The organism is Pandoraea sp. PE-S2T-3, assembly GCF_002179965.1.
Lineage (GTDB): Bacteria > Pseudomonadota > Gammaproteobacteria > Burkholderiales > Burkholderiaceae > Pandoraea.
In genome coordinates this window covers 198,070-222,370 of record NZ_NGUQ01000035.1, presented here as the reverse complement: position 1 = coordinate 222,370, position 24,301 = coordinate 198,070, and the positions used below count along the sequence as shown (strand labels likewise).

Below are 24,301 nucleotides of genomic sequence, written 5' to 3'. Positions count from 1 at the left end.
GAGCAGGGGTAGTTCGCCGAATAAGCGTTCGCCGCGAAACAAGCGGTAAGCACTAACAGGAGAAAACGCATCGTTATCCTGATCAAGACAAGAATGAACGCATATTACGCTGGGCCGCCAAGATTTTCTGCGCGGGTTCAACGTGTTGCACCAGATGTGAAAATGGCGCCCCGAGTATTACACTCGGGGCGCCATTTTCTTTTGATGCTACGGCGCCACCTGCACGCCGTAACCCGACCGCAGGCTTACGCCTTGACGGTGTCGGCCACTTCCTTGAAGTCTTCGATCTGGTCGAAGTTCATGTACTTGTAGATCTTGTCGCTGTCGGCGCTCAGCACGCCCATGTCGGCCATGTACTCTTCCTTGCTCGGAATCTTGCCCAGACGCGAGCAGATTGCCGCCAGTTCCGCCGAGCCAAGGTACACGTTGGTGTTCTTGCCCAGACGGTTCGGGAAGTTACGGGTCGAGGTCGACATGACCGTCGCACCTTCGCGCACTTGTGCCTGATTACCCATGCACAGCGAGCAGCCCGGCGCTTCGGTACGGGCACCGGCCGTGCCGAAGACACCGTAGTGGCCTTCTTCGGTCAACTGCTTCTGGTCCATCTTGGTCGGCGGGGCGACCCACAGCTTGACCGGAATGTCGCGCTTGCCTTCGAGCAGCTTCGAGGCGGCACGGAAGTGACCAATGTTGGTCATGCACGAGCCGATGAACACTTCGTCGATCTTGGCGCCGGCCACGTCCGACAGCGTCTTCACGTCGTCCGGGTCGTTCGGGCAGGCCACGATCGGCTCGTGAATGTCGGCCAGATCGATCTCGATCACGGCAGCGTACTCGGCATCGGCGTCCGGGCCCAGCAGTTGCGGGTCAGCCAGCCATTGCTCCATGGCCGAGATACGGCGCTGGATGCTGCGCGGGTCTTGGTAGCCTTCGGCGATCATCCACTTCAGCAGCGTGATGTTGCTGGTGATGTACTCGATGATCGGTGCCTTGTTCAGGTGAACCGTGCAACCGGCGGCCGAGCGCTCTGCCGAGGCGTCCGACAGTTCGAACGCTTGCTCGACCTTCAGATCGGGCAGGCCTTCGATTTCAAGAATGCGGCCCGAGAAGATGTTCTTCTTGCCTTGCTTGGCGACCGTCAGCATGCCTTGCTTGATGGCATACAGCGGAATGGCGTTGACCAGATCGCGCAGCGTCACGCCCGGTTGCATCTTGCCCTTGAAGCGGACCAGCACCGATTCCGGCATGTCCAGCGGCATCGTGCCGGTCGCAGCGGCGAAGGCGACCAGACCCGAACCTGCCGGGAAGCTGATGCCGATCGGGAAGCGGGTGTGCGAGTCGCCACCGGTGCCGACGGTGTCGGGCAGCAACATGCGGTTCAGCCACGAGTGGATCACGCCGTCGCCCGGACGTAGGGCGATACCGCCGCGCGTGCTGATGAAGTTCGGCAGCGTGCGATGCGTCTTCACGTCCACCGGCTTCGGATACGCCGAGGTGTGGCAGAACGACTGCATGACGAGGTCGGCCGAGAAGCCCAGGCAGGCCAGATCCTTCAGTTCGTCACGGGTCATCGGGCCCGTGGTGTCTTGCGAGCCAACCGAGGTCATCTTCGGTTCGCAGTACGTGCCCGGACGCACGCCTTGACCTTCCGGCAGGCCGCAGGCGCGGCCGACCATCTTCTGGGCCAGCGAGAAGCCACGACCGCTGTCGACCGGTTGCTGCGGCAGGCGGAACAGGGTCGACGGGGCCAGACCCAGCGCTTCACGTGCCTTGGCGGTCAGGCCACGGCCGATGATCAGCGGAATACGGCCGCCAGCGCGCACTTCGTCGAACAGCACGTCGGACTTGACCTGGAACTCGGCGATCACTTCGCCGTTCTTGAGGGCCTTGCCGTCGTACGGGCGCAGCTCGACCACGTCGCCCATTTCCATTTGCGACACGTCGAGTTCGATCGGCAGGGCGCCGGCGTCTTCCATCGTGTTGTAGAAGATCGGGGCAATCTTGCTGCCCAGACACACGCCGCCGAAACGCTTGTTCGGCACGAACGGGATGTCTTCGCCCGTGAACCACAGCACCGAGTTGGTCGCCGACTTGCGCGAGGAACCCGTGCCGACCACATCGCCCACGTAGGCGACCAGATGACCCTTGTCCTTCAGCGATTCGATGAACTTGATCGGGCCGCGCTTGCCGTCTTCTTCCGGGGTGATGCCGGGACGCGTGTTCTTCAACATGGCCAGCGCGTGCAGCGGGATGTCCGGGCGCGTGGTGGCGTCAGGGGCCGGCGACAGGTCGTCGGTGTTGGTTTCGCCCGTGACCTTGAACACGGTGATCGTCAGGCTTTGCGGCACTTCCGGACGGCTGGTGAACCACTCGGCATCAGCCCAGCTTTGCAGCACTGCGCGCGCGTTGGCGTTGCCCTTGTCGGCCAGTTCCTTGACGTCGTGGAACTGATCGAACATCAGCAGGGTTTTCTTCAGTGCGTCGGCAGCCACGGTGCCCACTTCGGCGTCGGCGAGCAATTCGATCAGCGGGGCGATGTTGTAGCCACCCAGCATCGTGCCGAGCAATTCGGTCGCGCGGGCGCGCGAGATCAACGCGCACGGCGTCTGACCCTTGGCCACGGCGGCCAGGAAACCGGCCTTCACGCGGGCGGCTTCGTCCACGCCGGCGGGCACACGGTGGGTAATCAGATCGACCAGCGTTTGTTCTTCACCGGCGGGGGGATTCGTCAGCAGTTCCACCAGTTCGGCGGTCTGTTGAGCCGACAGCGGCAGGGGAGGAATACCGAGTGCGGCGCGTTCGGCCACGTGAGCACGAAAGTTTTCAAGCATTTGGGGACCTGCTGGTATTGAGTTTCAGGAGAAGGCCTTGTGGGCCTCCATGGGTGTTCCGGACACTGCTTTGCCCGCGATTTTAGTCCCCACAACTCATAAGGTCAAATGTCTTATGTCTTATATAAGAGTTGAAAAAGCAACAGTTGCCCGGCGGGTGCCGGGCAACGTGGATTTCAAGGGGGGGCGGCGCAGGCGCGCACGCGGGCGCCGGTGCGGGCTCAGGTGAAGTACTGGCCGGGCGTGCGTCCGAGGGATTTGCGGAACATTTCGATGAAACCGGTCGTGCTTTCGTAGCCGAGTTCGTTGGCGACCGCCGAGACGGCCCGGCCTTCGGCCAGCCGGTAAAGCGCCTCTTGCAGGCGCACGTGGCGGCGCCATTCGTCGAAGGTGAGATTGAGTTCGCGGGTAAAAAGCCGCGACAGCGTGCGTGCGCTGGCGCCGACGTGGTCGCCCCATTCCTGCAACGTGCGGTTATCGGACGGCTCGCGCAGGAACTCGGTGCACAAGCGGGCGAGGCGCCGCTCGCGCGGAATTTCGAGCGAGAGCGGAATCTCATCGCTGAATTCGAGCTCGTCGCGGATGATCTCGAAGAACTTGTCGACGTGGCGCTTGCGCAGCATGGGCTCGTCGGTGGCGGCGGCCCGCAGGATCAGTTCGCGCATCAGGTTCGAGACGACGAGTGGTTCGCAGGTCTTCGGCAGGTCGGCCACGACGTGCGGCGAGATCAGCAGGTTGTGCATGCCGAACGACGCACGCAAGCGCACGGCGTGCAGCGTCATCGGCGGAATCCAGACGGCGCGCTGCGGCGGCACGACCCAAGTGCCACGAGGCGTGTCCACGGTCATGATGCCTTCGCTGCCGAACAAGACTTGCCCATAGGGATGCACGTGGGGCTCGACCCCGCCGCCGGACGGAAACTCGAACGCCAGCCCGACCATGGGGGCGGGCGAGATTCGCGACTCGAAGAACTCGACATCCTGTGCGGTGATGATCCGGGTCTGCATGACGTGCCACCTGGCTTCAGGGGAAAGGAATGCGCGTTTCATTCTTTCCTTAACGTCGGTTGCAGGACATGGGGGTTAACACGAGGCTGGAGGGGGCGAGCCTCCAGCCTGCAACTGCCTGATTGGCAACGGTTATTCGAGCGCTCGGCCGCGCGTTTCCGGCATCCAGAGCACTGCGGCCACCGTCAACAGGTTGAGCGCAATCAGATACGCGGCGAACCACCCCAGATGCCCGTGATCGGCCAGCCAGTTCTGAAGGTACGGGGCCGTGCCGCCGAAGATCGCCACCGTCAGCGAGTAAGGGATGGCGACGCCCGTGGCGCGAATGCGCGTGGGGAACAACTCCGCGTAGACCGCCGGGGCGATGGCGGTCCACGCGGCCAGCACGACCAGCCCGATGCAGATTGCCAGCGTCAGCCGCACGAACGAGCCGTCGATGAGCATCAGCGCAGGCACGATGACCAGCGCCGATCCGCCCGCGCCCAGCAGCAGGTTGGGCTTACGCCCGATGCGATCGGAGAGCGCGCCCCAGAAAGGCTGCACGGCCATATAGACCAGACAGCCGATGCACAGCGCCCATAGCCCCTGACGCGCATCGACACCCTTGAAGTGCGTGGCGAACGTGATGGCCCCCGACATCCACGTGTTGAACGTCAGCGTCGGTCCGGCCGTGAGGGCAATGATCCGCAGCACCGACGTGCGGTGTTCCCAGATGGCCTGCGCCATCGGCTGCGTCGGCACGCCTGCGCGCGCCTCGCTCTGCTCCTGTTCGAACGCGGAGGTCTCTTTCAGGCGGCCGCGCAGGAACAGCGCGTAGACCCCGAGAGCGGTGCCGAAGAAGAACGGGATGCGCCAGCCGTACCGGGTCATCTCGTCGGCGGAGAACACCTGCGTGAGCACCAGCCCGACGGCGGTCGCCAGTAGCGAGCCGCCGGTAATGGCGATGAACATGCTGCTCGACCACAAGCCGCGCCGGTTCACGGGGGCGCTTTCCACGAGGAACGTGAACGATGCGCCAATCTCGCCGCCCAGACCGAAGCCTTGAAGCAGTCGCCCGAACACGAGCAGCGCCGGGGCCATCAGTCCGATGGACGCGTAGGTGGGCGACACCGCGATGACGAGGCACCCGGCGGCGGTGACGGCCATCGAGGCCACCATCGCAAAGCGGCGGCCACGCCGGTCGGAGAGCCAGCCGAAGTAGATGCCGCCGATGGGGCGCAGCAGAAAGCCGACGGCGAAGACGGCCAGCGTTGACAGAAAGGCGGCGGTCGGATCTTCGGCGTGAAAGAACTGCGTCGAGAAATAGCGCGAAAAGAGCACGAACGAGGCGAAGTCGTACCACTCGAGCGCGTTGCCGATACCCGCGCCCAAGATGACTGACTTCGCCGGCGAACCGCGCTCGTTGCGGGCGACGGCTTGCAGGGTCGCATCCATGGTGTGTCTCCTCTTACCAGATAGTCGTTGTTATGTGTTTTACGGCCCTGTTCACATTAGCGTGACTTGTCCGCCCGACACACCGCGCGCGGGACAACACATATCGCAAAGCGGACAAAATTTTCTGCCGAGGCGGCCGGTCTCGTCCGGGAGCGTTCGGGGCGTTCTTGCCGCGCCGCGCACTTTGGCCGCTTTGGTGGATGACGTGTCCCGATCGCTGCATCGGTGCCGGGCGGGCTGCCCACAATGGACACATTCGATTCCACACGTTTCGACAACCGGCCCGAGGAGGGCGCTGCTGCGATGAGGGTGATCCAGTGCGATGTAGTGGTCGTTGGCGGGGGCGGGGCTGGCACCTATGCCGCGTTGCGCCTGCACGATCTGGGCCTGAAGCCGATGCTGATCTCCAAGGGGCTGGTCGGCAAGAGTGGCGCGTCGATCATGGCGGGCGCAGTCATCGTCGGCTCGAAGATGCTCGGCGGCACCGACCAGAACGCGGCCGCCTCGCTCGAATTTTTCGCGAAGTACTACAGCCATTTCCTCGTCGATCAGTCGTATCTGGCCGCCGCCGGTCACTGGATCGAGAACACTTTCTATCCGGAGATGGAATCGCTGGGGTTGCTGTTCTCGCGTGAGGCCGATGGCCAGATCGCGATGAGCCATTCACCCGTGCGCTGGGCGGTCGCCCCCATGCAGGGACAGACTGGCATTTTGCTCATGGACATCCGGCGCAAGCAACTGCAAGCGCGAGGCATTCCGATGCATGAGGAGTGTGTGGTCACGGCGCTGCTGCGCAACGCGAATGGCGAAGTCTGTGGCCTGACGGCGCTGGACTATGTGCACGGCGAGATGTTTGCCGTGCATGCGAAGGCGGTCGTCATGGCGACGGGGCACGCGGACCGGTTGGTGCGCCGCTCCACGGGCACGCGCGAACAAACCGGCGACGGCATTGCGCTGGCGCTTCGCGCGGGGGCCGAGATGAGCAATCTGGAGATGCAGTTCTGGCACATCAGCGATTTCGCGAACCCGCCGACATGGCAGCGCCTGCACGTGTATCCGAACCCGCTGGTAGGGACCGACCAGAGTTCGCGTGTGTACAACGCGCAGGGCGAATGCTTCTTCGAGCAGGCACGCGATGCCCCTGCCGCACTCGCGCCGTATTCGCTTCAGGTGAAACGGCTCACGCAGCAGGTGCTCGCGGGCAAGGCGCGCTTTAGCGGCGGCTATTACACGTCTTACAGCCACATCGACGCCGATGTGCTGCGGCGCTATCAGTACGCCGGGTCAGCGTTCGAAAAGCTGGGACTGGACATCACACGCGACAAAGTCGAAGCCCGCACCACGATGCACTACCGGCAGGGGGGGATCGAGTCCGACCCGCACTCGATGCGCACCAGCGTCGACGGCTTGTGGGTGGCGGGCGGCGTAGGCGCTCACGTGACGGGCAGTCTGGCCGTCGCGATCTACGACGGCGGGCTGGCAGCGGAGTCGGTCGCCGGGGGCTTGCCAGACCGCCATCGCCACGACGATCTCACGGAACAGCAGATCCGGGCGGAGGAACAACGGGTCGAGGCGCTTCGCACAGGCGCGGGGGCTGACGGTAGCGGTCAGCAGCCTCTGGCCCCCATGCACGTCAAGACCGGCATCTGGGACGCAATGGGCGAAGCCTACGGCCTGATCAAGAGCGGCGACGCGATGCGCGAGGGACTGGCCCGGCTCGCCGTGTTCCGCGAGCGCGAGTTGCCGCGCATGACGCCGCCGAGTGCGTCGCGGCGCTTCAACACGGCGTGGCTCGATGCGCTGGATGTTCACAACCTGATCGATGTATGCGAGGTCACGCTGCAAAGCGCATTGAAGCGCGAGGAGAGTCGCGGCACGTTCTATCGGACCGACTTTCCGTACGTCGACAACACTGAATGGCAGTGCAAGAACATCGTGGCGCGTGACGGCAGCGACTACCGGTTCAGGAAGGAGCGCTATCCGGCAGGCGGCATCGCGCCGGGGTTCGACCGGCAGGAGTATTTCAGCGTGCCTTGGTGACCTGCGGCCATCCCGAATTTAACGATCCATCAATAACCACCCATTCGCGAAGAGGGCACCCATGCATTCGGACGTCAGGCAGTTTCGGGGCGACATCGGCAGCGGCAGTGAACTGACGACGGTGACGCTGCACATCTCGCGCTTCGATCCTGAGACGGACGCTGCGCCTTACGTTGAAACCTTTGCGGTGCCGGGGGTGCCGCACATGCGCATCATTGACGCTCTGAATTACGTGCAGGAAGCGCTCGCCGTGGATATCGGCTTTCGATGGTATTGCGGCACCAAGAAGTGCGGCACCTGCGCCGTGCGGATGAACGGACGCGAAGTGCTCGCCTGCTGGGAGGCGGCCGAAGCCGAGATGCATATCGAACCGCTGCGCCATCTGCCGCTGATTCGCGATCTCGCGGTCGATCGCGCGCCTGCCGAAGCGAAATTGGTGTCGTTGCAGACATGGCTTCAGCGGTCGAAGCCTTATGGCGGGTTTCCCGAACCGATTGACGCGGCCAACGCCGCGACGCTGCGCGCCACGATGGACTGCCTGAGTTGTCTGGCCTGTTATTCGGCATGCCCGGTGCTCGATTTTCCCGATGACATTGCATTTGCCGGTCCTGCACCGCTCGTGCATCTGGCCCGCGTCGCGCTGGACGCCCGCGACGACGCGCCCCGTCTGCAAGCCATTCTGGACGAGGCGCACGTTCACCATTGCGTGTCTTGTTATCAGTGCGAAGCCGTTTGCCCCGCGCACATTCCGATCGTGAGTGCCGCGATCGAACCGCTCAAGCAACTGGCTTACGCGCATGCCCGCGATGCGTCGCCGCATGCGCGCACGTTCATGGATATCGTCGCGCGACGCGGGCGTATCGAACCCATGCTGCTGGTGCTTGGCACGCGTGGCTGGCGTGCGGTGCTGCAACGCCCCGGCCGCACGCTCAAGCTGATGCTGCGCGGCAAAGTCAGCCCATTGGCGGCGCTACTGCGCCGGCCGGTAGACGGCATCAAGACGATCCGGCGAATTTTCTTTAAATGAGTGCTTCCCATCAAGGCCCCAACATGCAAATCGCCTTCTACCCCGGATGCAGCGCACGTACCACTTGTGGTGAGTTGCTGGAGGCCACACACGCTGTCGCCGACCGGCTGGGCATCGCGCTCGAAACGCTGAGTTCCGCCACCTGCACCGGCAGTCGCGAGATTCGTGCGGCCGACCCGGAGCGCTTCGTCGCGCTTAACGTGCGCATCATCGCGCTGGCCGAGGCGAAAGGCCTCGATCTCATGACGATCTGCAATACCTGTACGTTGAACCTGATCGAAGCGAAACAGCGCGTCGACAACGATCCGGCGTTGCGTGCTCGCGTGGACCGCAAGCTCGCCGAGGAGGGGCTGGTCTACCGGGGCACGGCACGTGTGACGCACTTTCTCTGGTATCTGCTGGAGGAAGTGGGGGAGGCGCGGTTGCGTGCGCTCGTGAAAACACCGCTGTCGGAACATCGGATTGCGGCGTTCTACGGCTGCCACATCGTTCGGCCACCGTCGATTTTCGGCGACACGGATGCGCGTGACGTCAGATCGATCGAAACGCTCGCACAGATTCTGGGCTGCACGACCGTCGACTATTCCGGCAGAACGGCATGCTGCGGTTTCCACTGTTCGGCGCAAAGCGACGTGATTCCCATCAAACTTAGCGGGCGGCATGTGGCGTCGGCAAAAGCGGCGGGGGCGGACGCAATGGTGACACCGTGTCCGCTGTGTCATACGGTGCTCGACACTTATCAGGACGACATGGCGCGCGATCTGAACACCTCGCTCGATCTGCCGGTGTTGCATCTGCCGCAGCTCGTCGGGCTCGCATTGGGCATCGATGCGGCAGCGCTCGGTCTCAAGCGGCACGTTGTGCCGGTGCAGGAAGTCCGGTGGGTTCAACGAGGTGTGTAGCGTTGGAAAAACGTAACCCTCACCGCCGTAATTCCTCCGAATGTAGGAAGAATGTATGTGAAATAACGAGATGCTTGATTGGCACAAAATATGTTGATCAGGCAACCTATCATTTCAAGTAGTCATTCGGCGAAACGCGCGGCCGAATTTAAACAAAGACGGCTGCATGTCATTGGCGGCCTTGGTTGTCAAAAGGCGATCATGTGAAATGATTTTTATTGATAGTGAGTACTACCATCTATTTTCGATATTCTCCGGTTTATCAGAATTTCACATCGAAAATGATTGACTGAAAAACGATACTCCGACAGTATTCGGCGGCTCGCGTCCATTGTTGTGGGCGCTAATGGGGGAGTCAAAGAATATGAAGGTGGGCGGATTGTTTTTCCGTCTTGCATTTGCATTTGCGATTGCATTTTCGGGGTGTGCGAAAGCACAAATCACTGATAAATCAGTGACATTTGCGGGCGCGGCATATGGCGGTGACGCCGCGAGTCTTGCCAAACGGTTTCCTTTTTCGCGCGCTTACGAAAACCAACTGAAAGCCGCTGGGGATTCTCCGTACAAGCGCCTTCTTGCTGCCGTGAATCAACATCCGGCACAAAACTTCAAACTTACGACCGAGCCGATCGAGCAACTCAAAGGCCGCGATCAGGCAATTGTGGTGTCGCTCGTCCTGAATTCCGAAACGGTGTCCGTCGAGCGCTTTGGCGCCGTGCGCAAGCTGTTCGTGATGCTGCGTGGACAAGCCTTGTTCTTCGATTTCAAGTCGATGACGGTGTTGCGGTCCTATCCGGTCAGCTTCGGCTATGTCGACAATCTCGATCATGAACCGACGCAGGCTGAAGTGCTCGATCGCGTGCGCATGGTCTACGACGGTGCCAACGGCAAACCCGGTTTGTATGCCCGTTTCGCGTCCGCCATCGGCGACGCGAAGCTGCCGGATCAAGCACCGCGCTATCTGCAAGTCGTCCATGTCGACGTGACGCCGGAAGCGGCCGCCGTGTTGCCCGATTACCTGAAGGCGACACCGACCAGCGCCCAGACGTGGGCGGCCGACATGGTCAGCGAGGCGATCTCCACGCGTATCGGTGTGCCGGTCATTCCGTATTCGAAGGGGCACGCCATCGGCAACGTCATGTCGATGCAGGTCATGGACGGTACGGTGTTCAACCTGACGCTGCCCAAGCCCGACTACGAAATCGACGTCACGCTCAAGAACTTCAAGAAGATCAAGTACAGCGAAAACGCGGTGGGTACGGCGTACATCTACGGTTCGTACGCCGACATCAGTATTCGCGAACCGCTCACGGGTGCCACGTATCTGAATACCTCGCTCAAGAACGGCGAGGTCAAGCCGGTGCCGGCTTCACAGACGTGGGTGGATGACTTTCCGGCTTACTACGACTCGATCAACGGGTTGTTCGTGAAGCTCTCGGAAGCGATCGCCGGCAAGGACGATTCATGGGTGAAGTCTGCCGCTTCGGCGTCGGACATTACGTCTCAGATTGATAAGACGACAGGGCTGATGAAGCTATGCAAGTAATGAAAAAACTGTTCCTTTTGCTGGCGGCGATGGTGTTCGCCTCAAGCGCACTCGCACAAGTGCAGCAAGCACGTGGCAAGGCGACCGTGACCTATGAAGGCTGGTCCATCTCCCGCGAAGACAAGGCGCGTGCGCTGTCTGCTGCGCAACTGAAGGCCGTGGAGTTCTATTACGCTGACGCGGGCGAAGCCGAGTCGGAGAACTTCGACGCGATTCGCCAGAAGATTCTCTCCGACCCGGATCGTTACATCCTCGACTCGACGATCCTCGCCGAGGACGAGAACTCCGACAAGAAGCAGTACACGGTGGCTGTGCGGGTCTCGCTCAACGTGGCAAATCTGCGTAACGCGGTGAAGGCGAATTCGGCTGTTGCCAAGGGCGGTGTGGCCGGGCGTTCGCCGCTGGCGTTCATCTTCGTCTCGCGCGAGGTGGAATCGTCGCGGGCGTATGACGACCGCGTCTACAAACGTGTCGACGGCAAGGTCGATGTGAAGGGGCAGTCGAATTACTCGGAGAAGGGCGTCGAGGGTGAAAGCATCCGTGGCGGCCAGATCGGCACCAGCGCGTCGACGAGCGCGCAGATGTCGGGTTCGATGCAGCGCTCAGTCTCGGTTGAAACCGGCGGCAGCCGGACCCGTCGCGCAACTGATTCGACGTTCCGTCTGATTCCTAGCGCAAACCTGTCGCAGGTGTTCACGTCGACCTTCGCGAAGGCCGGGTTCAAGGTCAATGAAGCCGCGCTGATCGAGCCGTACACCGGTGGTCAGTTCAAGGTGGCCAACGTCGAGAACGATTACCAGTCCGGCATGGACCTGAAGCCCGCCACGCTGGCATCGATGGTCGCCGGCATGCGCGTCGCGCACATGGCCTACATCGCACTCGGCACGCTGGACGTCGGTCTGGCAGACCGCGATCCGAATTCGGGCTTGATGCGCGTGGCCGTGACGGTCAACGCCAAGCTGCTCGATATCGGGCAAACCATTCCCGACACCATTGCGTCGGTGGGGCCTGTGCAGTATGCGGGCACCGGTCCGACCGAAGCAGAGGCGCGTAACAACGCGCTGCGTCTGGCCGCCAACAACGCTGCACGCGAGTTGACCAGCCAGATCACCAATCTCAGTTTGCGTTAATTGCGACATCCCTCCATTCAACTCGTAGACAACTCGTAGAAAAATCATCATGAAGAAAATTATTGCGTGTGCGGTTGCAGCTGCTCTGGTCGGTGCTTCGGGCGCCTCGTTCGCACAACTCGGCGGTCTGGGCAATCTGCTGGGCGGCAAGTCGTCGAGCGAAGGCTCGGCGGATCTGGGCGGTCAGCAAACCACGCTGGTGCGCAACTACGTTGCCGCCAACGTCGACGTGCTCAACGCCAACGCCAAGATGGGTGAAGCACTGGGCCTGAAGACGCAAGCCGAACAAGCGGCCGCTGTTGCGCAACAACTGTCGTCGGGTTCGACCGATGACAAGGACGCTGCCTCGAAGGCCGTCAGCGCCGTGGGCGATACGAGCGGTGCGATTGCCGCCAAGCTCAAGGAAAAGCCGGTGCTGGATGCGGCGAGCAAGAAGACGTTTGCACAAGGTCTGGGCCACCTGGCACTGGGCATGGTCCACTACACGGGCATGCGCAACGACGTGACGACCATGGGCAACAGCATGAAGAGCGCATCGCCGATGGCGCTGACGTCGCTGGGCGGTGCCGCTTATGTGGTGTCGAACTTCCCGGGTTCGGTGACGGAAGCTGGCAAGGCGCTGAAGAACGCCATCGACTTCGCCCGCAGCAACGGTATCGACGTGCCGGCAGACGCCACGAAGGCACTGGCAGCGCTGTAAGGCACAGCCACGAGGACACTCATGATGCGTAAGTCGCTCACGGGGGCCCTTGTGGCCCTCTTTTTTGTCGCCGGTTGTAGCGAAAAGCCGGCCGAGTCCACGCAGGCGCCGGCGTCTGCACCGAGTGCCGCCGCACCGGTGCCCGATGTCGGCAAGCTCGACACCGAAAAGGCAACCGCCGTTGGTTTCGGCACGACGGCTGGCGAAGCCATGCGCGAAGCCATGAAGATGGCGCTGCTTCAGGTCAACGGTGCTGTAATGCAGACCGATAGCGTGGCGGCCAAGTTCGGGCTCGACGTGAGTCTGGATCAGGATTCGGCATCGCTGCGCGGCAATGCGTTTGCCGAAGTCGTGCAGCAGCGCTCGGGCGGTGTGATCCAGCACCTGCGCGTTGTCAGTCTCGACGAGCCGGGCGTGCTGTCGAAGCGCTTCAAGGCGACCATCGAGGCGGACATCGCCAAGTTCAAGCCGTCGGCCGACATGCAGAAGCTCAAGGTGGTGGTTGGCCCGGTGGTATTCGATCAGCCGACGCTGCCGATGGGCGACATCACTGTGCCGTCGCGCGACGTTGCCGCAGCACTGCGTCAGCGCGTGAGCGACGCGCTGGTGCAGACCGGACGTTTCGCCGTTCTCGATCGCGAGATGAGTCCGGAACTCGAGCGCGAGCTGGACTTGATCGCGTCGGGGCAGGCACCGGGAGCTGAGCTCGCCAAACTGTCCCAAGCCGCCAGTGCCGATCTCGTCTGGAGTGCGCACGTCAATTCGTTTGCCTATAACCGCTTCGCGCGCCAACTGCGCACGAGCGACCGGCAGCTCGTGAGTTATTCGGGCGGTTGGGCGCTGTCGCAGAAGCTGGTGAATGTGGCGACGCGTCAGGTCTCGTCGTCGAGCACGCTGAGTGCGGCAATGCCGACGACGCCGCCGACGACGCTTGGCACCGGTGTCGACGGCCCGCGCATTCTCGCCGAGATGACCGATCAGGCCGGCAAGGCCATTGTCAGTGCGATTCTGCAATCGACGTTCCCGATTACGGTTGTGGCGCGCGATGGCACCAACGTGGTCGTCAGTCAGGGCGGACAGGCGTTGCGTGAAGGTGCACGCTACGCAGTCGTCGCGATGGGCAACGAGTTCAAGGACCCGCAGACGGGCCAGAGCCTAGGGCGTTCGGAGAATCCGTGTTGCGAGCTGGTGGTCGAGCGCGTGACGCAGAATCTCTCGTACGGGCATCTGGATAACGTGCGCGGCAGTCTGGATAACCTGCCGGTGGCCGGCTTGCAGGTGCGCGGCGAATTGGCGCGTACGGCATCGCAGGTGGCATCTCAAGCGGCACCTCAGGCCGCAGCGCCGGAGGGTGCTGCCGCGCCCAAGGCGGTGAAGAAGACGGCGCGGACGACGGAAGCACAGGCGCAGCCGGCGCCAGCCAAGGACGACAAGTGGTAAGCAGCAGGTAGTCGTTCAGTCGTAGAAAAGGCCCACATGTTCGCATGTGGGCTTTTTTATGGGCGGGGCAGTGGAACGGCTGCTTGAAGGGCTTCGACGGGCATGAGGTCATCGTCTGCCCTAGTAGGCGTGGGTTGGCGGATACGGTAGCGTTGCGCAAAATTGGTGGACCGCACTATCCACGCAAGCTGTCGTCAGAACAACGCATCGCGGAGGCTGCTATGAAACGGGGTTTGGGGCTCGGGGGAGTACTCGTGGGCACGCTGCTGCTTGCGGCGTGCACGTTGCCAACAGGGGTGTCTGACAAGACACTCAGCGCGGTGGGCTATCTGCCGCCGACAACCGCTGAAATTCCACTAAAGACCGGACCGACGGCGTCGACGTTCGACTATCCGGTCATGTTCGGCACGACACGCAAGGCATCGCCTGCTGGGGCGGGCTTCTCAGATGATCGGGATGAAGCGCTTCACTATGGCCGGGTGTTCGTGACGATCCCTAAAAATCACCGTGTGGGCTCGCTGGGGTCGGACATCGGGACGTACTTCGGAAGCGATCCGAAGCTGACGGTGAACCGTTTCGAGTCGATACCGGGCGAGGCGCAATTTCTTGCCATCGCGCAACGTGAACTTCGGCCGGTCACGGGCCCCGAAAACGGCTATGTCGTGGTCTTCATTCACGGCTACAACAACTCGTTCAACGACGCGGCATTGCGCGCGGCACAACTGGGCGCTGATCTGGATGTGCCGGCGAACAACATGTTCCTGTTCTCATGGGCGGCGAGAAGCGACGTCATCAAGTACACCTTCGACGAGGCAACCGTCGACACCAGCGAGGTGTATTTCCGGTCGTTTCTGGAGACGGTCGCCAAGGCGGCAAACGGACGAAAGATTCACATCGTGGCGCACAGCATGGGGAATCGGGCACTGCTTCGCGTGATTGCGTCCGGTGTGAACGCCGTCTCATCGGAGCGAGGGATTCGGTTTGGCCAGATCATCCTCGCCGCGGCCGACGTCGACCGCGATCTGTTTGCCCAACTCGCACCGAACTATCTGAAAGTGTCAGACAGAACGACGGTCTACCTTTCGCCGTACGACTTTGCGGTGGCGGCGTCCAGCCATGTTCACGACTATCCACGCGTCGGCTGCGGGACGGCCCCGCAGGTCATCGTCCCCGGCATCGACAACGTGGTGTCGAACCTGCCGGATGACTTCCCGTCGCATGCTTATTTTGCAGAGACGCTTCCGCTCCTGACGGATATCAAGAACCTGATGCTGCGCAATATGCCGGCGAGATCCGGAGATAAGTGGCAGCGAGTGGATGGCTACTGGGTAGTTGGCGGCAAGGCCAACAACGCGAAGGTTGTCTGCCGGACGCGCAATACGCTGACGCCCGCCGCCCGATAGCCATTCGCTGGGGCGGTGGGCGCGTTACGGCGCCGCTTTGCCGCGCTCGGTGGCGAGGTGCCGTTCCAGCAGGTCGATATCCTCGCGCAGCAGCTTGATCACGCCGGCGGCGCCCGGTTCCCCGGGTTGCCGCCCGGACGCCTGCTCGACCGTGCGCAACGCCATGTCGGCAATCTGCTCGGCGATCTCTTCGGCCTTGCGCGGGCCTGCGGGCGTGAACCACCACGCCGTCCAGTTGCACATGCCGATGATGGAAAACGCGGCGACCTTCGCATCCATCACCCGGAACTGACCCCGCTCGATCCCCAACTCGATGGCATGCCGGAACTGCTCCAGCACGGTGCGGCGGGACTGCTCGGCCAGCTTTTTCTGCTTGGGCGGCAAGTTGTCCTCATTGCGCTCGACGACCCGAAATTGCAGCGGGTGCGTGAGGATCAGATGCGCATGGCGCAGCACGAGATGGCGCAGCATCGCCGAGGGCTGCTGCAAGTTTTCCGGCAATGCCTCGGAAGCCAACTCCCCCGCCGCGCGGGTGACCACCGTGGTGAGGACTTCAAGAATCGCTTCCTTGCTCTTGAAGTAGTAGTACAGCGCCGGCCGGCTGACGCCGACGACATCGGCTATGTCGTTGAAACTCGTGCCGTCGAATCCACGGTCGATGAATAGCCGCGTGGCGACTTCCAGAATGTTTTCCCGCAACGCGTCGCTTTTGGTCTGTGCTTTGGTCATGGCCACTGTCTGGCGCGTCTTTTGACGCAGGCGTCAGAAAACCAACACCTTAACCAAATTCCCTCGCGGCGCAAAGCGCTGTGCCACGGTTGTTTACGGGTTTTTACTACTCCGTCAAATTTATGTAAAAATGTTTACTCATTCGTAAAAAATTAAACTAGTATGTAAAAAAAGGAGGTGGCAGATGAGTCAACAGCAACAGGGTCGCGGCGACGGCCAAAGCGCGACCGCAGGGTTTCTGAACACGGACTGGAATCCGCGCGACCTGCCGCTTGGCGCGAGCACCCGCAACGTGGTGCTGCGCACCGGCGACGGTGCGGCGACGAGCGGGTCGCTCTATACCGCCGGGTCGCCCGATACGGTGGTTTGCATCATGCATCCGCGCGAATTCATGGCGTGCCATTACCTGATTCCGGACATCGTCGACGCAGGCTTCGCAGCGTGGACGCAGGCGCCGCGCTCGGTGGGCAACGACATGCGGCTCGAGCATGAATTTGCGCTGTACGACGTGGCCGCCGGCATGCGCTTTTTGCGCGACGCGGGCTTCAAGCGCATCGTGCTTCTCGGCAATTCGGGCGGCAGCGGTCTTTACGCCCTTTATGTGCAGCAGTCGGGACTGGCGCCGGACGCGCGCATCGAACGCACCCCCGGTGGGCGTCCGACGAAGCTGGCGTCGCTCGACATGCCGGTCGTCGACGGCATGGTGTTCGTTGCCCCCCATCCGGGGCAGGGCGCGTTGCTGCAAATGTGTATCGACCCATCGGTTACCAACGAGCACGACGCACTGTCGGTCGATCCGGCGCTCGACCCGTTCGATACGGCCAATGGCTTCGTGCCGCGACAACCCGGGACTCCCGCATCGTCACGTTACGACGCCGACTTCGTCACGCGCTACCGTGCGGCGCAAACCGCCCGCGTGGCCCGGCTCGACGCGATGGCCCGCGATCTGATCGCCGCTCGTCAAGGCGCGCGCGAACGGATGAAACGCGACGGCGGCAGTGCCGACGGCGCACTGCGCCGCATGGCAGCCCACACGCCGCTGATGACCGTGTGGCGTACCGACGCCGACCTGCGTTGCTTCGACCTGACGCTCGACCCTTCGGACCGTCGCTATGGCTCGTTGTGGGGCAGCGACCCGTTCGCATCCAACTACGGATCGGTCGGCTTCGGGCGTGTCTGCTCGCCCGAAGCGTGGCTGTCGACATGGTCGGGACTGTCGTCAAATGCGCTGCTCTCGAAAACGGCGGCCGCCATCGTGCAGCCGACGCTCCTGATCGAATACACGGGCGATCAGGCGTGCTTCCCGCGTGTGATCGCAGACATTTACGCGAGCCTCGGCACGACACACAAATCCCATCGGCGCGTGCGCGGCGACCACCATGGCCGCGCGCTCGCGCCTGAGGACGAAGCCGGACGCTACGTCGCGGGACGGCTCTTGCAAGACTGGCTGCGCGAGACGTTTCCGCAATGACGGCATCGAGCGCTCTCTTTTAGCCAACCCATTGACCCGAACTTCGGGAGACACGACATGAAGTTGAATGACATCCCCGCTGCGGATCTTGCCTTGCGTCTGCATGGCGTTGATCACACCGCACGGCCGACGTGGCGCCTGCGCGAAACCGTCGAGTTTTATCGCGACGTGCTCGGACTGCCGCTGATCCACACGATCTCTGCACGCGGCTGGGGGCCTGCCACGCACCCCGACTTTCTGCATTTCTTCTTCGATAGCGGCAACGGCAGCACCATCGCCTTTTTCTACTATCTCGGCAGTGACGAGCCCGCGACGCTTGCTCGCCATCAGGGCAGCGCGCCGTTTCCCGACGATCACGTGTTCGACGCCACGCACACCGCATGGCTGGTCGACACGCAAGCCGATCTGCACGCGTGGAAAGTCCGTCTGGAAGCGCGCGGTGTCGAAGTGTCGGCCGAGACGGCACACGAGGTGATCGAGTCGATCTACTTCCGTGACCCGAATGGCTATTTCATCGAGATCACCCGGAAGCTGCGCGCGCTGGCGAGCATTGATGCGCGTGACGCTGCTGCCACGCTTGAGGCCGCGATGGAAATCGAAGACGAAGCCCGCGACGGCAGCGCACCATTCACGTGTATTGACGCCGTCTGGCTGCGCAAAGCGCAACACCTCAATCAACGCCTAGGCGGGGAGCGTCAGTCATGAGCGCCCAGCCGTTGCAGATTTTCGTATTGAACGTGCCGGAGTTCGCGTCGCTGATCGACGCGGCGCGGCGACTGCCTGAATGCCGTATCGAGACAGCCGGTGACTACACGGTGATTGCCAGCGACGTGCCGATCGCCTTCGAGCGCCGGGCGCTGGGGCTGAAGCCGGCCGTCTGGTATGGCCTTTTCACGGGCGGCCTCGACGGCCGGATCGATTACGAACGCGACATCGTGCGGATAGCCCCGCGCGCCTGAGTTCGCGACAGACCATGCAGGAGACAGCATGAGCGGTATTCATCACCGTATTTTTCATCGGATCGACGGCGTCACGTACTGTCCGCCGGAACTGGCGCAGCGATATTTTGCGTCGAATGCTTGGCAGGACACGACCCTTGGCGATGCGTTGCGGGCCACCGCTGCACGTGTGCCGGATCGCCCCGCCTATCTCAGCGATGAGGTCACACTGACCTTTGCCGAGCTGGACGCGCGTAGCGAGCGCCTCGGCGCGGCGCTGATCGAACTGGGCCTGCGACCCGGCGACCGCGCGATCTTCCAGATGGGCACGACAGTGGACACGGTCGTCGCGCTGATGGGCGCCTACAAGGCGGGCGTGGTGCCGGTTTGCGCCGTGCCGCAATACCGGGAAGTCGAAATCGGCCAACTGGCGGCGCAGTCGGGCGCTCGCGGTTACTTCGTTCAGGCGGATTTCTCGAGCTTCGATCTCGTCGCGTTCGCGCGTCAGATGATGGACCGGCATCCGTCGATCGAACACTTGCTGGTCGCCCGCGCAGCGAACGACAGCCTGACGAGCAGCGGTGCTCATGGCGTCGAGCGATTGATCGATGCCATGCCGGTCGAGCGAGCGCGTGCCGTGCTTTCCGATATCCGCATCGGCAGTGAAGACGTCTTGAGTTTTCAACTCTCGGGCGGCACGACGGGGGTGCCGAAGATCATCCCGCGCTTTCATGCGGAATATCTCGGCCACTCGCTCGCGTGGATGCGTCACATCGGCATGACCGAGCACAGCCGCATGATCTGGTCGTTGCCGCTGCTGCATAACGCCGGTCAGCTTTATGTGCTCGCATCGACCGTTGCCACCGGCATGACGACCGTGCTGATGCCGCGCGTCGACATCGCCCGCATGCTCACGCTGATCGAGATGCATCGCGTCACGCATGGCCTGTCGATCGGGCCGGTGGCGCCGCAGATGATCGCGTACAAGGACGTGGCCCGGCACGATCTGTCATCGCTGGAACTGTTCGGCACGATGAGCCGCGCCGACTCGCTGGAAGACCATCTCGGCGTGCCTTGCTTCAATCTTTACGGTACGACCGAAGGCTTGCTCATGGGCGCCGGGGCAGGGTTGCCTGCTGCTGTTCGACACCACACGCAGGGCTTGTCGGGATGTGAGGACGACGAGATTCGCGTGCTCGTCCCGGGCACCGACTTGCCGGTAGATGAGGGCACGCCGGGCGAGTTGTGCTTCCGTGGGCCGTCGAGCCTGCGCGGGTATTACCACGCCCCTGAAGCCACGGCGCAGACGCTCACGCCGGACGGCTTCGTGCGCACCGGCGACATGGTGACGGCGCGCGTCGTTGATGGTGTGCGCTGCTTCGCCTTCGAGGGACGCCTGCGCGACAACATTAATCGCGGCGGCGAGAAGATCGGTTGCGAAGAGGTCGAGGCGTTCGTGAGCCATCACCCTGCGGTGGCCGACGCCAAGCTGGTGGCCATGCCTGACGCGCTCTATGGCGAGAAGGGCTGTGTCTATCTGATTCTCCGGCCCGGGCATGCCGCGCCGACCGTGGCGGCGCTGGCGAGCTTTCTCGTCGGCCACGGGCTGGCGAAGTTCAAATGCCCGGAGCGCATCGAGACGGTCGACGAGTTTCCCGTCACGCGGGTGGGGAAGGTCGATAAAGCGTCGCTGCGTGCGGCGATTGCGGGCCGCATTGCCTCGGAGTCTGCCGAGTCGATGGCCGTGCATGCCGCGAAGGAGGGTAAATGATCAGCACCGAATACGTGTTGAGCGAGCAGCCCTTCGTCGTGCGCCGCCGGGTGCGCTGGGGCGAGTGCGATCCGGCGGGCGTCGTCTACACGGCGACGTTCTCCGACTACGTCATCTCGGTTGCCGAGTTGTTCTACGGGTCGCTCTTCGGCGGCACGCCGCAGGCCGTGAAGGATCGCCATGGCTTTGGCACGCCGACCCGCGCGCTCGAATTCGATTTCCGCCGCTCGCTCTGGCCCGACGACACCTTCGATATCAGTGTTGAAGTCGACGGTATCCGCACGCGCACCTTCACGTTGCTGATGACTGCGCGCAAGGCCGATGGCGAGATTGCATTCGTCGCGCGGCTCACGCCGGTCTGTATCCAGCGCGGCAAGCGCGAGTCCATCGAGATGCCAGCCGTTTTGCGCGAGGCACTTGACCAATACCAAACGCGCTGCCGAACGGACTGCCGAACGGACTGCGAAGCGGCAGGCGCGACCACATTTGCGGGAGAACCGACCCCATGACATCCACGAATTTTCGTAATTCTCAAAGTTTTCGCATCGGCCAGATCGTGCCCAGCTCGAACACCACGATGGAGACTGAGATCCCCGCGATGCTGCGTGCACGCGAGCAGGTGTTGCCGGAGCGCTTCACGTTTCATTCGAGCCGTATGCGTATGCATCGCGTGGTGAAGGAAGAGCTCGAAGCGATGAACCGTGAAGGGTTGCGCTGCGCTGCTGAGCTTGCCGACGCCCGCGTGGACGTAATGAGTACCGCGTGTCTGGTCGCCATCATGGCGATGGGGCCCGGCTACCACCGGCAGGTCGAGGAAGACCTGCGCCGCGTGGCGCGTGAAAACCATTGCGAAGCTGCGGTGATGACGTCGGCGGGCGCGCTCGTCGCTGGCCTGAAAACGCTTGGCGCTCGCAAGGTGTCGCTGATGGCCCCGTATATGAAGCCGCTCACGCAGGCAGTGGTCGAGTACATCGAGCACGAAGGTATCGAGGTGATCGACGCGCTGTCGTTCGAGATTCCGGACAACTTGGAAGTCGGACGTCGCGATCCGATGCAACTGCTCGACGACGTCAAGCGTTTGAACACGGCCAACGTGGATGCGGTGGTGCTGTCCGCCTGCGTGCAAATGCCGTCGCTGCCTGCGATTCAGTTGGCGCAGGACGCGCTCGGCTTGCCCGTGACATCGACCGCCGTGAGTACCGTGCGCCAGATGCTTGATCACCTTGGGCTGGCCCCGGTGGTGCCCGACGCGGGCGCGCTGCTGGCGGGTGCCGATGCCAAGGCACGCGTGCGGATCGCTTGACGCCACTGCTATCCCCAGAACAAAGGAGTTCATCATGAAAATCGCCGTCATCGGTGGCGGGCCGGCGGGCCTGTATTTTTCGCTGTTGATGAAGCAGCGCCATCCGGAGGACGAGATCGTCGTCCATGAGCGCAATGCTGCGCATGCCACTTATGGCTGGGGCGTTGTCTTCTCCGACATCGCACTCGCATTCCTGAAGGAGGCGGACGAGGCCTTCTTCCGCAAGTTCACGGCGCACCATACGCGCTGCGACTACATGGAAATCGTCCATCAGGGCGTGCCTGTGCGCCTGAGCAATAACCACTTCTCACGCACGTCGCGGATCGACATGCTGCGCGTGCTGCAAGAAGCCTGCGCAGAGGTGGGCGTGGAGGTTCGGTACAACAGCCACATCACGGACCCGGCACAGTTGCCTGACGCCGACGTCGTGATCGCCGCCGACGGTGTGAACAGTGAAGTGCGCACGCGTATGGCGGAGCATTTCGCGCCGAGCTTCGACGAGCGCCGCAACAAGTTCGCGTGGTACGGCACTTCGCAGTTGTTCCATCCGGTGTCGCTCATCTTCCGCCAGACGCCCCATGGCGTGTTCATGGCGCACGCTTATCAATACAGCCCGGGGCACTCGACGTTTCTCGTGGAGGTGGATCCCGAGACGTGGCAGCGCTGCGGACTCGATACCGCGACCGAGGATGAGAGCCGGGCGTTCTGTGAGCAGATTTTTGCCGACGATCTGGGCGGGAATGCGCTGCTCACGAACCGTTCCAACTGGTTTCAGGCGCGCGTGGTCAGCAATGCCCGGTGGTCGCACGGCAATGTTGTGTTGCTCGGCGATGCGCTGCGCAGCGTGCATTTCTCGCTCGGTTCGGGAACGCGCATGGCGATGCAGGACGCCATCGCGCTGTTCGACGCGCTTTGTGCGAATCGCAGCGATGTCCCTGCGGCATTTGCTGCGTTCGAGCAAAGCCGACGCGGTGCGTCCGACCGTTTTCAAGATGCCGCGAGACGCAGTCTGGACTGGTACGAGTCCGTCGACCAGCGCATGCAGCTCGACCCGGTGAGCTTCGCTTACGACTACATGCTTCGCACCGGACGCGTGAGTCACGAGGATCTGCGCCAGCGTGATCCGGCGTTCATCGCGCAGGTGGAAGCGGTGAAGTCTTCGCTGCGAGAGCACGCGGCGTAGCTGACAGAGCAATCCCGAACCATCCAAAACAAGGCGCAAAAAAGCGTCACATCAGGACAGGAGACATTCATGGACAAGCACGACACCCGGCAAGCGTCAGTCGACGTGCGGGACTTCATCAACGCGGCCCCTGTGTCGCGCTTTCAGATCATGATCAGCGTGATGTGTTTTCTGATCGTGGCGCTGGACGGCTTCGACATCGCGATCATCGGTTTCATTGCGCCGCATATTCGGGCGGAATGGAAGTTGTCGATGGTGTCGCTCGGGCCGTTGTTCAGCGCGGGATTGCTGGGCCTGATGGTTGGGGCGTTCTGTAGCGGACCGATGGCCGATCGTATCGGACGCCGCCGGGTGTTGATGCTGTCCGTAGCGTGGTTCGGTGCGGCGAGTGTTGCGGCGGCACTCGCACCGAACGTGACGTGGTTGATCGCGCTGCGTTTCCTGACGGGGCTGGGTCTGGGCGGTGCGATGCCCAATGCGATCACGCTGACGTCTGAATTCAGCCCAGAGCGTCGCCGGGGCACGCTGCTCACGCTGATGTTCTGCGGCTTCTCGCTGGGTTCGGCACTGGGCGGCGTGGTGACGGCGTATCTGGTGGCGGATTACGGCTGGCGCGGTGTGCTGGCGCTTGGCGGGCTGTTGCCGCTGGCGCTGGTGCCGGTGCTGTGGTTCACGCTGCCGGAGTCGGTGCGGTTTCTGGCGATCCGCAGCGGCACGCAGGCCCAGATCGCGGCGATTCTGAAGCGCGTGGCACCGGATCGCGTGACGGCGGGGCAGCAGTATTCGGCGTCGGATGACCGGCTGCCTGCGTCACCGGTGGTGCAACTGTTTCACCGCGACTATCGCCGGGGGACGTTGCTGCTGTGGCTGGCGTTCTTCATGAGTCTGCTGTTGCTGTATCTGCTCATCAACTGGCTGCCGATTCTGGCCGAACGTAGCGGGATGACGCTCAAGCAGGCGTCGATGTTTGGCGGTCTGTTGCAGGGCGGCGGGGTGTTGGGGGCGATCGTGCTGGGGCTGCTGATCGACCGGTTCCATCCGTACAAGGTGGTGGCGGTGGCGTATCTGCTGGGGGCCGTGTGCGTGGCGTCGCTGGCGGTGGCTGATAACGCTGTGTGGCTGGCAATCGGGATCTTCGTGACGGGATTCTGCGTGAGCGGCTCGCAAGTCTGCGCAAACGTGATTGCGTCGGCGTATTACCCGACATCCAATCGTGCGACGGGCGTGGCGTGGGCGCTGGGCATCGGGCGTGTTGGTGCGGTGGCAGGGTCGCTGGGCGGAGCGTTCTTGCTTGCCGCAGGGTGGAGCAACGCGGGGTTGTTCATGATTCTGGCGATTCCGGCCGCGCTGGCGGGGCTGGGGATTTGGCTGGCGGGGGGGAGGCGGGCGAGGGCGGTGGATATTGCGGCGGCGAGTGCGCCGGCGGAGACGGCTGCCTCCGCCTGA

The 24,301-nt window shown here is 62.8% G+C and carries 20 protein-coding genes; 16 read left to right on the top strand and 4 right to left on the bottom strand.

Translation table 11 applies throughout. The features are described from left to right. Positions 1 to 245: 245 nt before the first annotated feature. The 3 genes from acnB to CDV46_RS21455 all read right to left on the bottom strand — a co-directional run bounded on the left by acnB (position 246) and on the right by CDV46_RS21455 (position 5,272). A complete protein-coding gene (gene acnB / locus CDV46_RS21465; protein WP_087724842.1) occupies positions 246 to 2,831 on the bottom strand; it encodes a bifunctional aconitate hydratase 2/2-methylisocitrate dehydratase in 2,586 nt (861 codons plus the stop codon). 221 nt (positions 2,832 to 3,052) lie between these two features. Further along, entirely contained in the window at positions 3,053 to 3,838 is a 786-nt protein-coding gene (locus tag CDV46_RS21460; RefSeq protein ID WP_058378073.1) for an AraC family transcriptional regulator, read from the bottom strand. 132 nt (positions 3,839 to 3,970) lie between these two features. After that, complete coding sequence (locus CDV46_RS21455; RefSeq protein ID WP_087724841.1) at positions 3,971 to 5,272, bottom strand: MFS transporter; 1,302 nt, start codon at positions 5,270 to 5,272, stop codon at positions 3,971 to 3,973. 246 nt (positions 5,273 to 5,518) lie between these two features. On the opposite strand from CDV46_RS21455, the gene CDV46_RS21450 reads away from it, so the two are divergent. The 8 genes from CDV46_RS21450 to CDV46_RS21415 all read left to right on the top strand — a co-directional run bounded on the left by CDV46_RS21450 (position 5,519) and on the right by CDV46_RS21415 (position 15,460). Further along, on the top strand, positions 5,519 to 7,312 hold the full coding sequence (locus CDV46_RS21450) for an FAD-binding protein (RefSeq protein ID WP_087724839.1): 1,794 nt from the start codon (positions 5,519 to 5,521) through the stop codon (positions 7,310 to 7,312). A gap of 61 nt (positions 7,313 to 7,373) precedes the next feature. Further along, positions 7,374 to 8,339: a succinate dehydrogenase/fumarate reductase iron-sulfur subunit gene (locus CDV46_RS21445; RefSeq protein WP_087686973.1), complete on the top strand. Its 966-nt coding sequence runs from the start codon at positions 7,374 to 7,376 to the stop codon at positions 8,337 to 8,339. Further along, entirely contained in the window at positions 8,336 to 9,241 is a 906-nt protein-coding gene (locus CDV46_RS21440; protein ID WP_087724837.1) for a CoB--CoM heterodisulfide reductase iron-sulfur subunit B family protein, read from the top strand. Before CDV46_RS21445 ends, CDV46_RS21440 begins: the two co-directional genes overlap by 4 nt. Before the next feature lie 583 nt (positions 9,242 to 9,824). Then, positions 9,825 to 10,787: a hypothetical protein gene (locus CDV46_RS21435; protein WP_254916152.1), complete on the top strand. Its 963-nt coding sequence runs from the start codon at positions 9,825 to 9,827 to the stop codon at positions 10,785 to 10,787. Next, entirely contained in the window at positions 10,787 to 11,917 is a 1,131-nt protein-coding gene (locus CDV46_RS21430) for a hypothetical protein (protein WP_254916151.1), read from the top strand. Before CDV46_RS21435 ends, CDV46_RS21430 begins: the two co-directional genes overlap by 1 nt. 49 nt (positions 11,918 to 11,966) lie before the next feature. Further along, positions 11,967 to 12,617, top strand: coding sequence for a hypothetical protein (locus CDV46_RS21425; protein ID WP_087724831.1), 651 nt, complete (start codon positions 11,967 to 11,969; stop codon positions 12,615 to 12,617). A gap of 21 nt (positions 12,618 to 12,638) precedes the next feature. Further along, the gene (locus tag CDV46_RS21420) at positions 12,639 to 14,057 is read left to right on the top strand and encodes a CsgG/HfaB family protein (protein WP_254916150.1); all 1,419 of its coding nucleotides are present in this window, start codon (positions 12,639 to 12,641) and stop codon (positions 14,055 to 14,057) included. An 83-nt stretch (positions 14,058 to 14,140) separates the two neighbouring features. After that, positions 14,141 to 15,460: an alpha/beta hydrolase gene (locus CDV46_RS21415; RefSeq protein WP_176399148.1), complete on the top strand. Its 1,320-nt coding sequence runs from the start codon at positions 14,141 to 14,143 to the stop codon at positions 15,458 to 15,460. A gap of 24 nt (positions 15,461 to 15,484) precedes the next feature. Here the strand turns inward: CDV46_RS21415 and CDV46_RS21410 are convergent, their stop codons facing one another. After that, positions 15,485 to 16,189: a TetR/AcrR family transcriptional regulator gene (locus tag CDV46_RS21410; protein WP_087686977.1), complete on the bottom strand. Its 705-nt coding sequence runs from the start codon at positions 16,187 to 16,189 to the stop codon at positions 15,485 to 15,487. A 184-nt stretch (positions 16,190 to 16,373) separates the two neighbouring features. Here CDV46_RS21410 and CDV46_RS21405 point away from each other — a divergent pair, with 184 nt between their 5' ends. From CDV46_RS21405 to CDV46_RS21375, 8 genes are all read left to right on the top strand, one after another. Then, positions 16,374 to 17,660 (top strand): alpha/beta hydrolase, encoded by a 1,287-nt coding sequence (locus tag CDV46_RS21405; RefSeq protein ID WP_087724824.1) that lies wholly within the window; start codon positions 16,374 to 16,376, stop codon positions 17,658 to 17,660. A 57-nt stretch (positions 17,661 to 17,717) separates the two neighbouring features. Next, on the top strand, positions 17,718 to 18,365 hold the full coding sequence (locus CDV46_RS21400; protein WP_369597121.1) for a VOC family protein: 648 nt from the start codon (positions 17,718 to 17,720) through the stop codon (positions 18,363 to 18,365). Continuing rightward, positions 18,362 to 18,619 (top strand): hypothetical protein, encoded by a 258-nt coding sequence (locus CDV46_RS27675; protein ID WP_369597120.1) that lies wholly within the window; start codon positions 18,362 to 18,364, stop codon positions 18,617 to 18,619. The genes CDV46_RS21400 and CDV46_RS27675 overlap by 4 nt, the downstream gene beginning before the upstream one ends. 28 nt (positions 18,620 to 18,647) lie before the next feature. Further along, entirely contained in the window at positions 18,648 to 20,369 is a 1,722-nt protein-coding gene (locus CDV46_RS21395; protein ID WP_087724822.1) for an AMP-binding protein, read from the top strand. Beyond that, positions 20,366 to 20,878 (top strand): acyl-CoA thioesterase, encoded by a 513-nt coding sequence (locus CDV46_RS21390; RefSeq protein ID WP_087724819.1) that lies wholly within the window; start codon positions 20,366 to 20,368, stop codon positions 20,876 to 20,878. Before CDV46_RS21395 ends, CDV46_RS21390 begins: the two co-directional genes overlap by 4 nt. After that, complete coding sequence (locus CDV46_RS21385; RefSeq protein ID WP_087724817.1) at positions 20,875 to 21,672, top strand: maleate cis-trans isomerase family protein; 798 nt, start codon at positions 20,875 to 20,877, stop codon at positions 21,670 to 21,672. Before CDV46_RS21390 ends, CDV46_RS21385 begins: the two co-directional genes overlap by 4 nt. A gap of 34 nt (positions 21,673 to 21,706) precedes the next feature. Beyond that, positions 21,707 to 22,855 (top strand): FAD-dependent monooxygenase, encoded by a 1,149-nt coding sequence (locus tag CDV46_RS21380; protein WP_087724815.1) that lies wholly within the window; start codon positions 21,707 to 21,709, stop codon positions 22,853 to 22,855. A 69-nt stretch (positions 22,856 to 22,924) separates the two neighbouring features. Beyond that, entirely contained in the window at positions 22,925 to 24,301 is a 1,377-nt protein-coding gene (locus CDV46_RS21375; protein ID WP_087724813.1) for an MFS transporter, read from the top strand.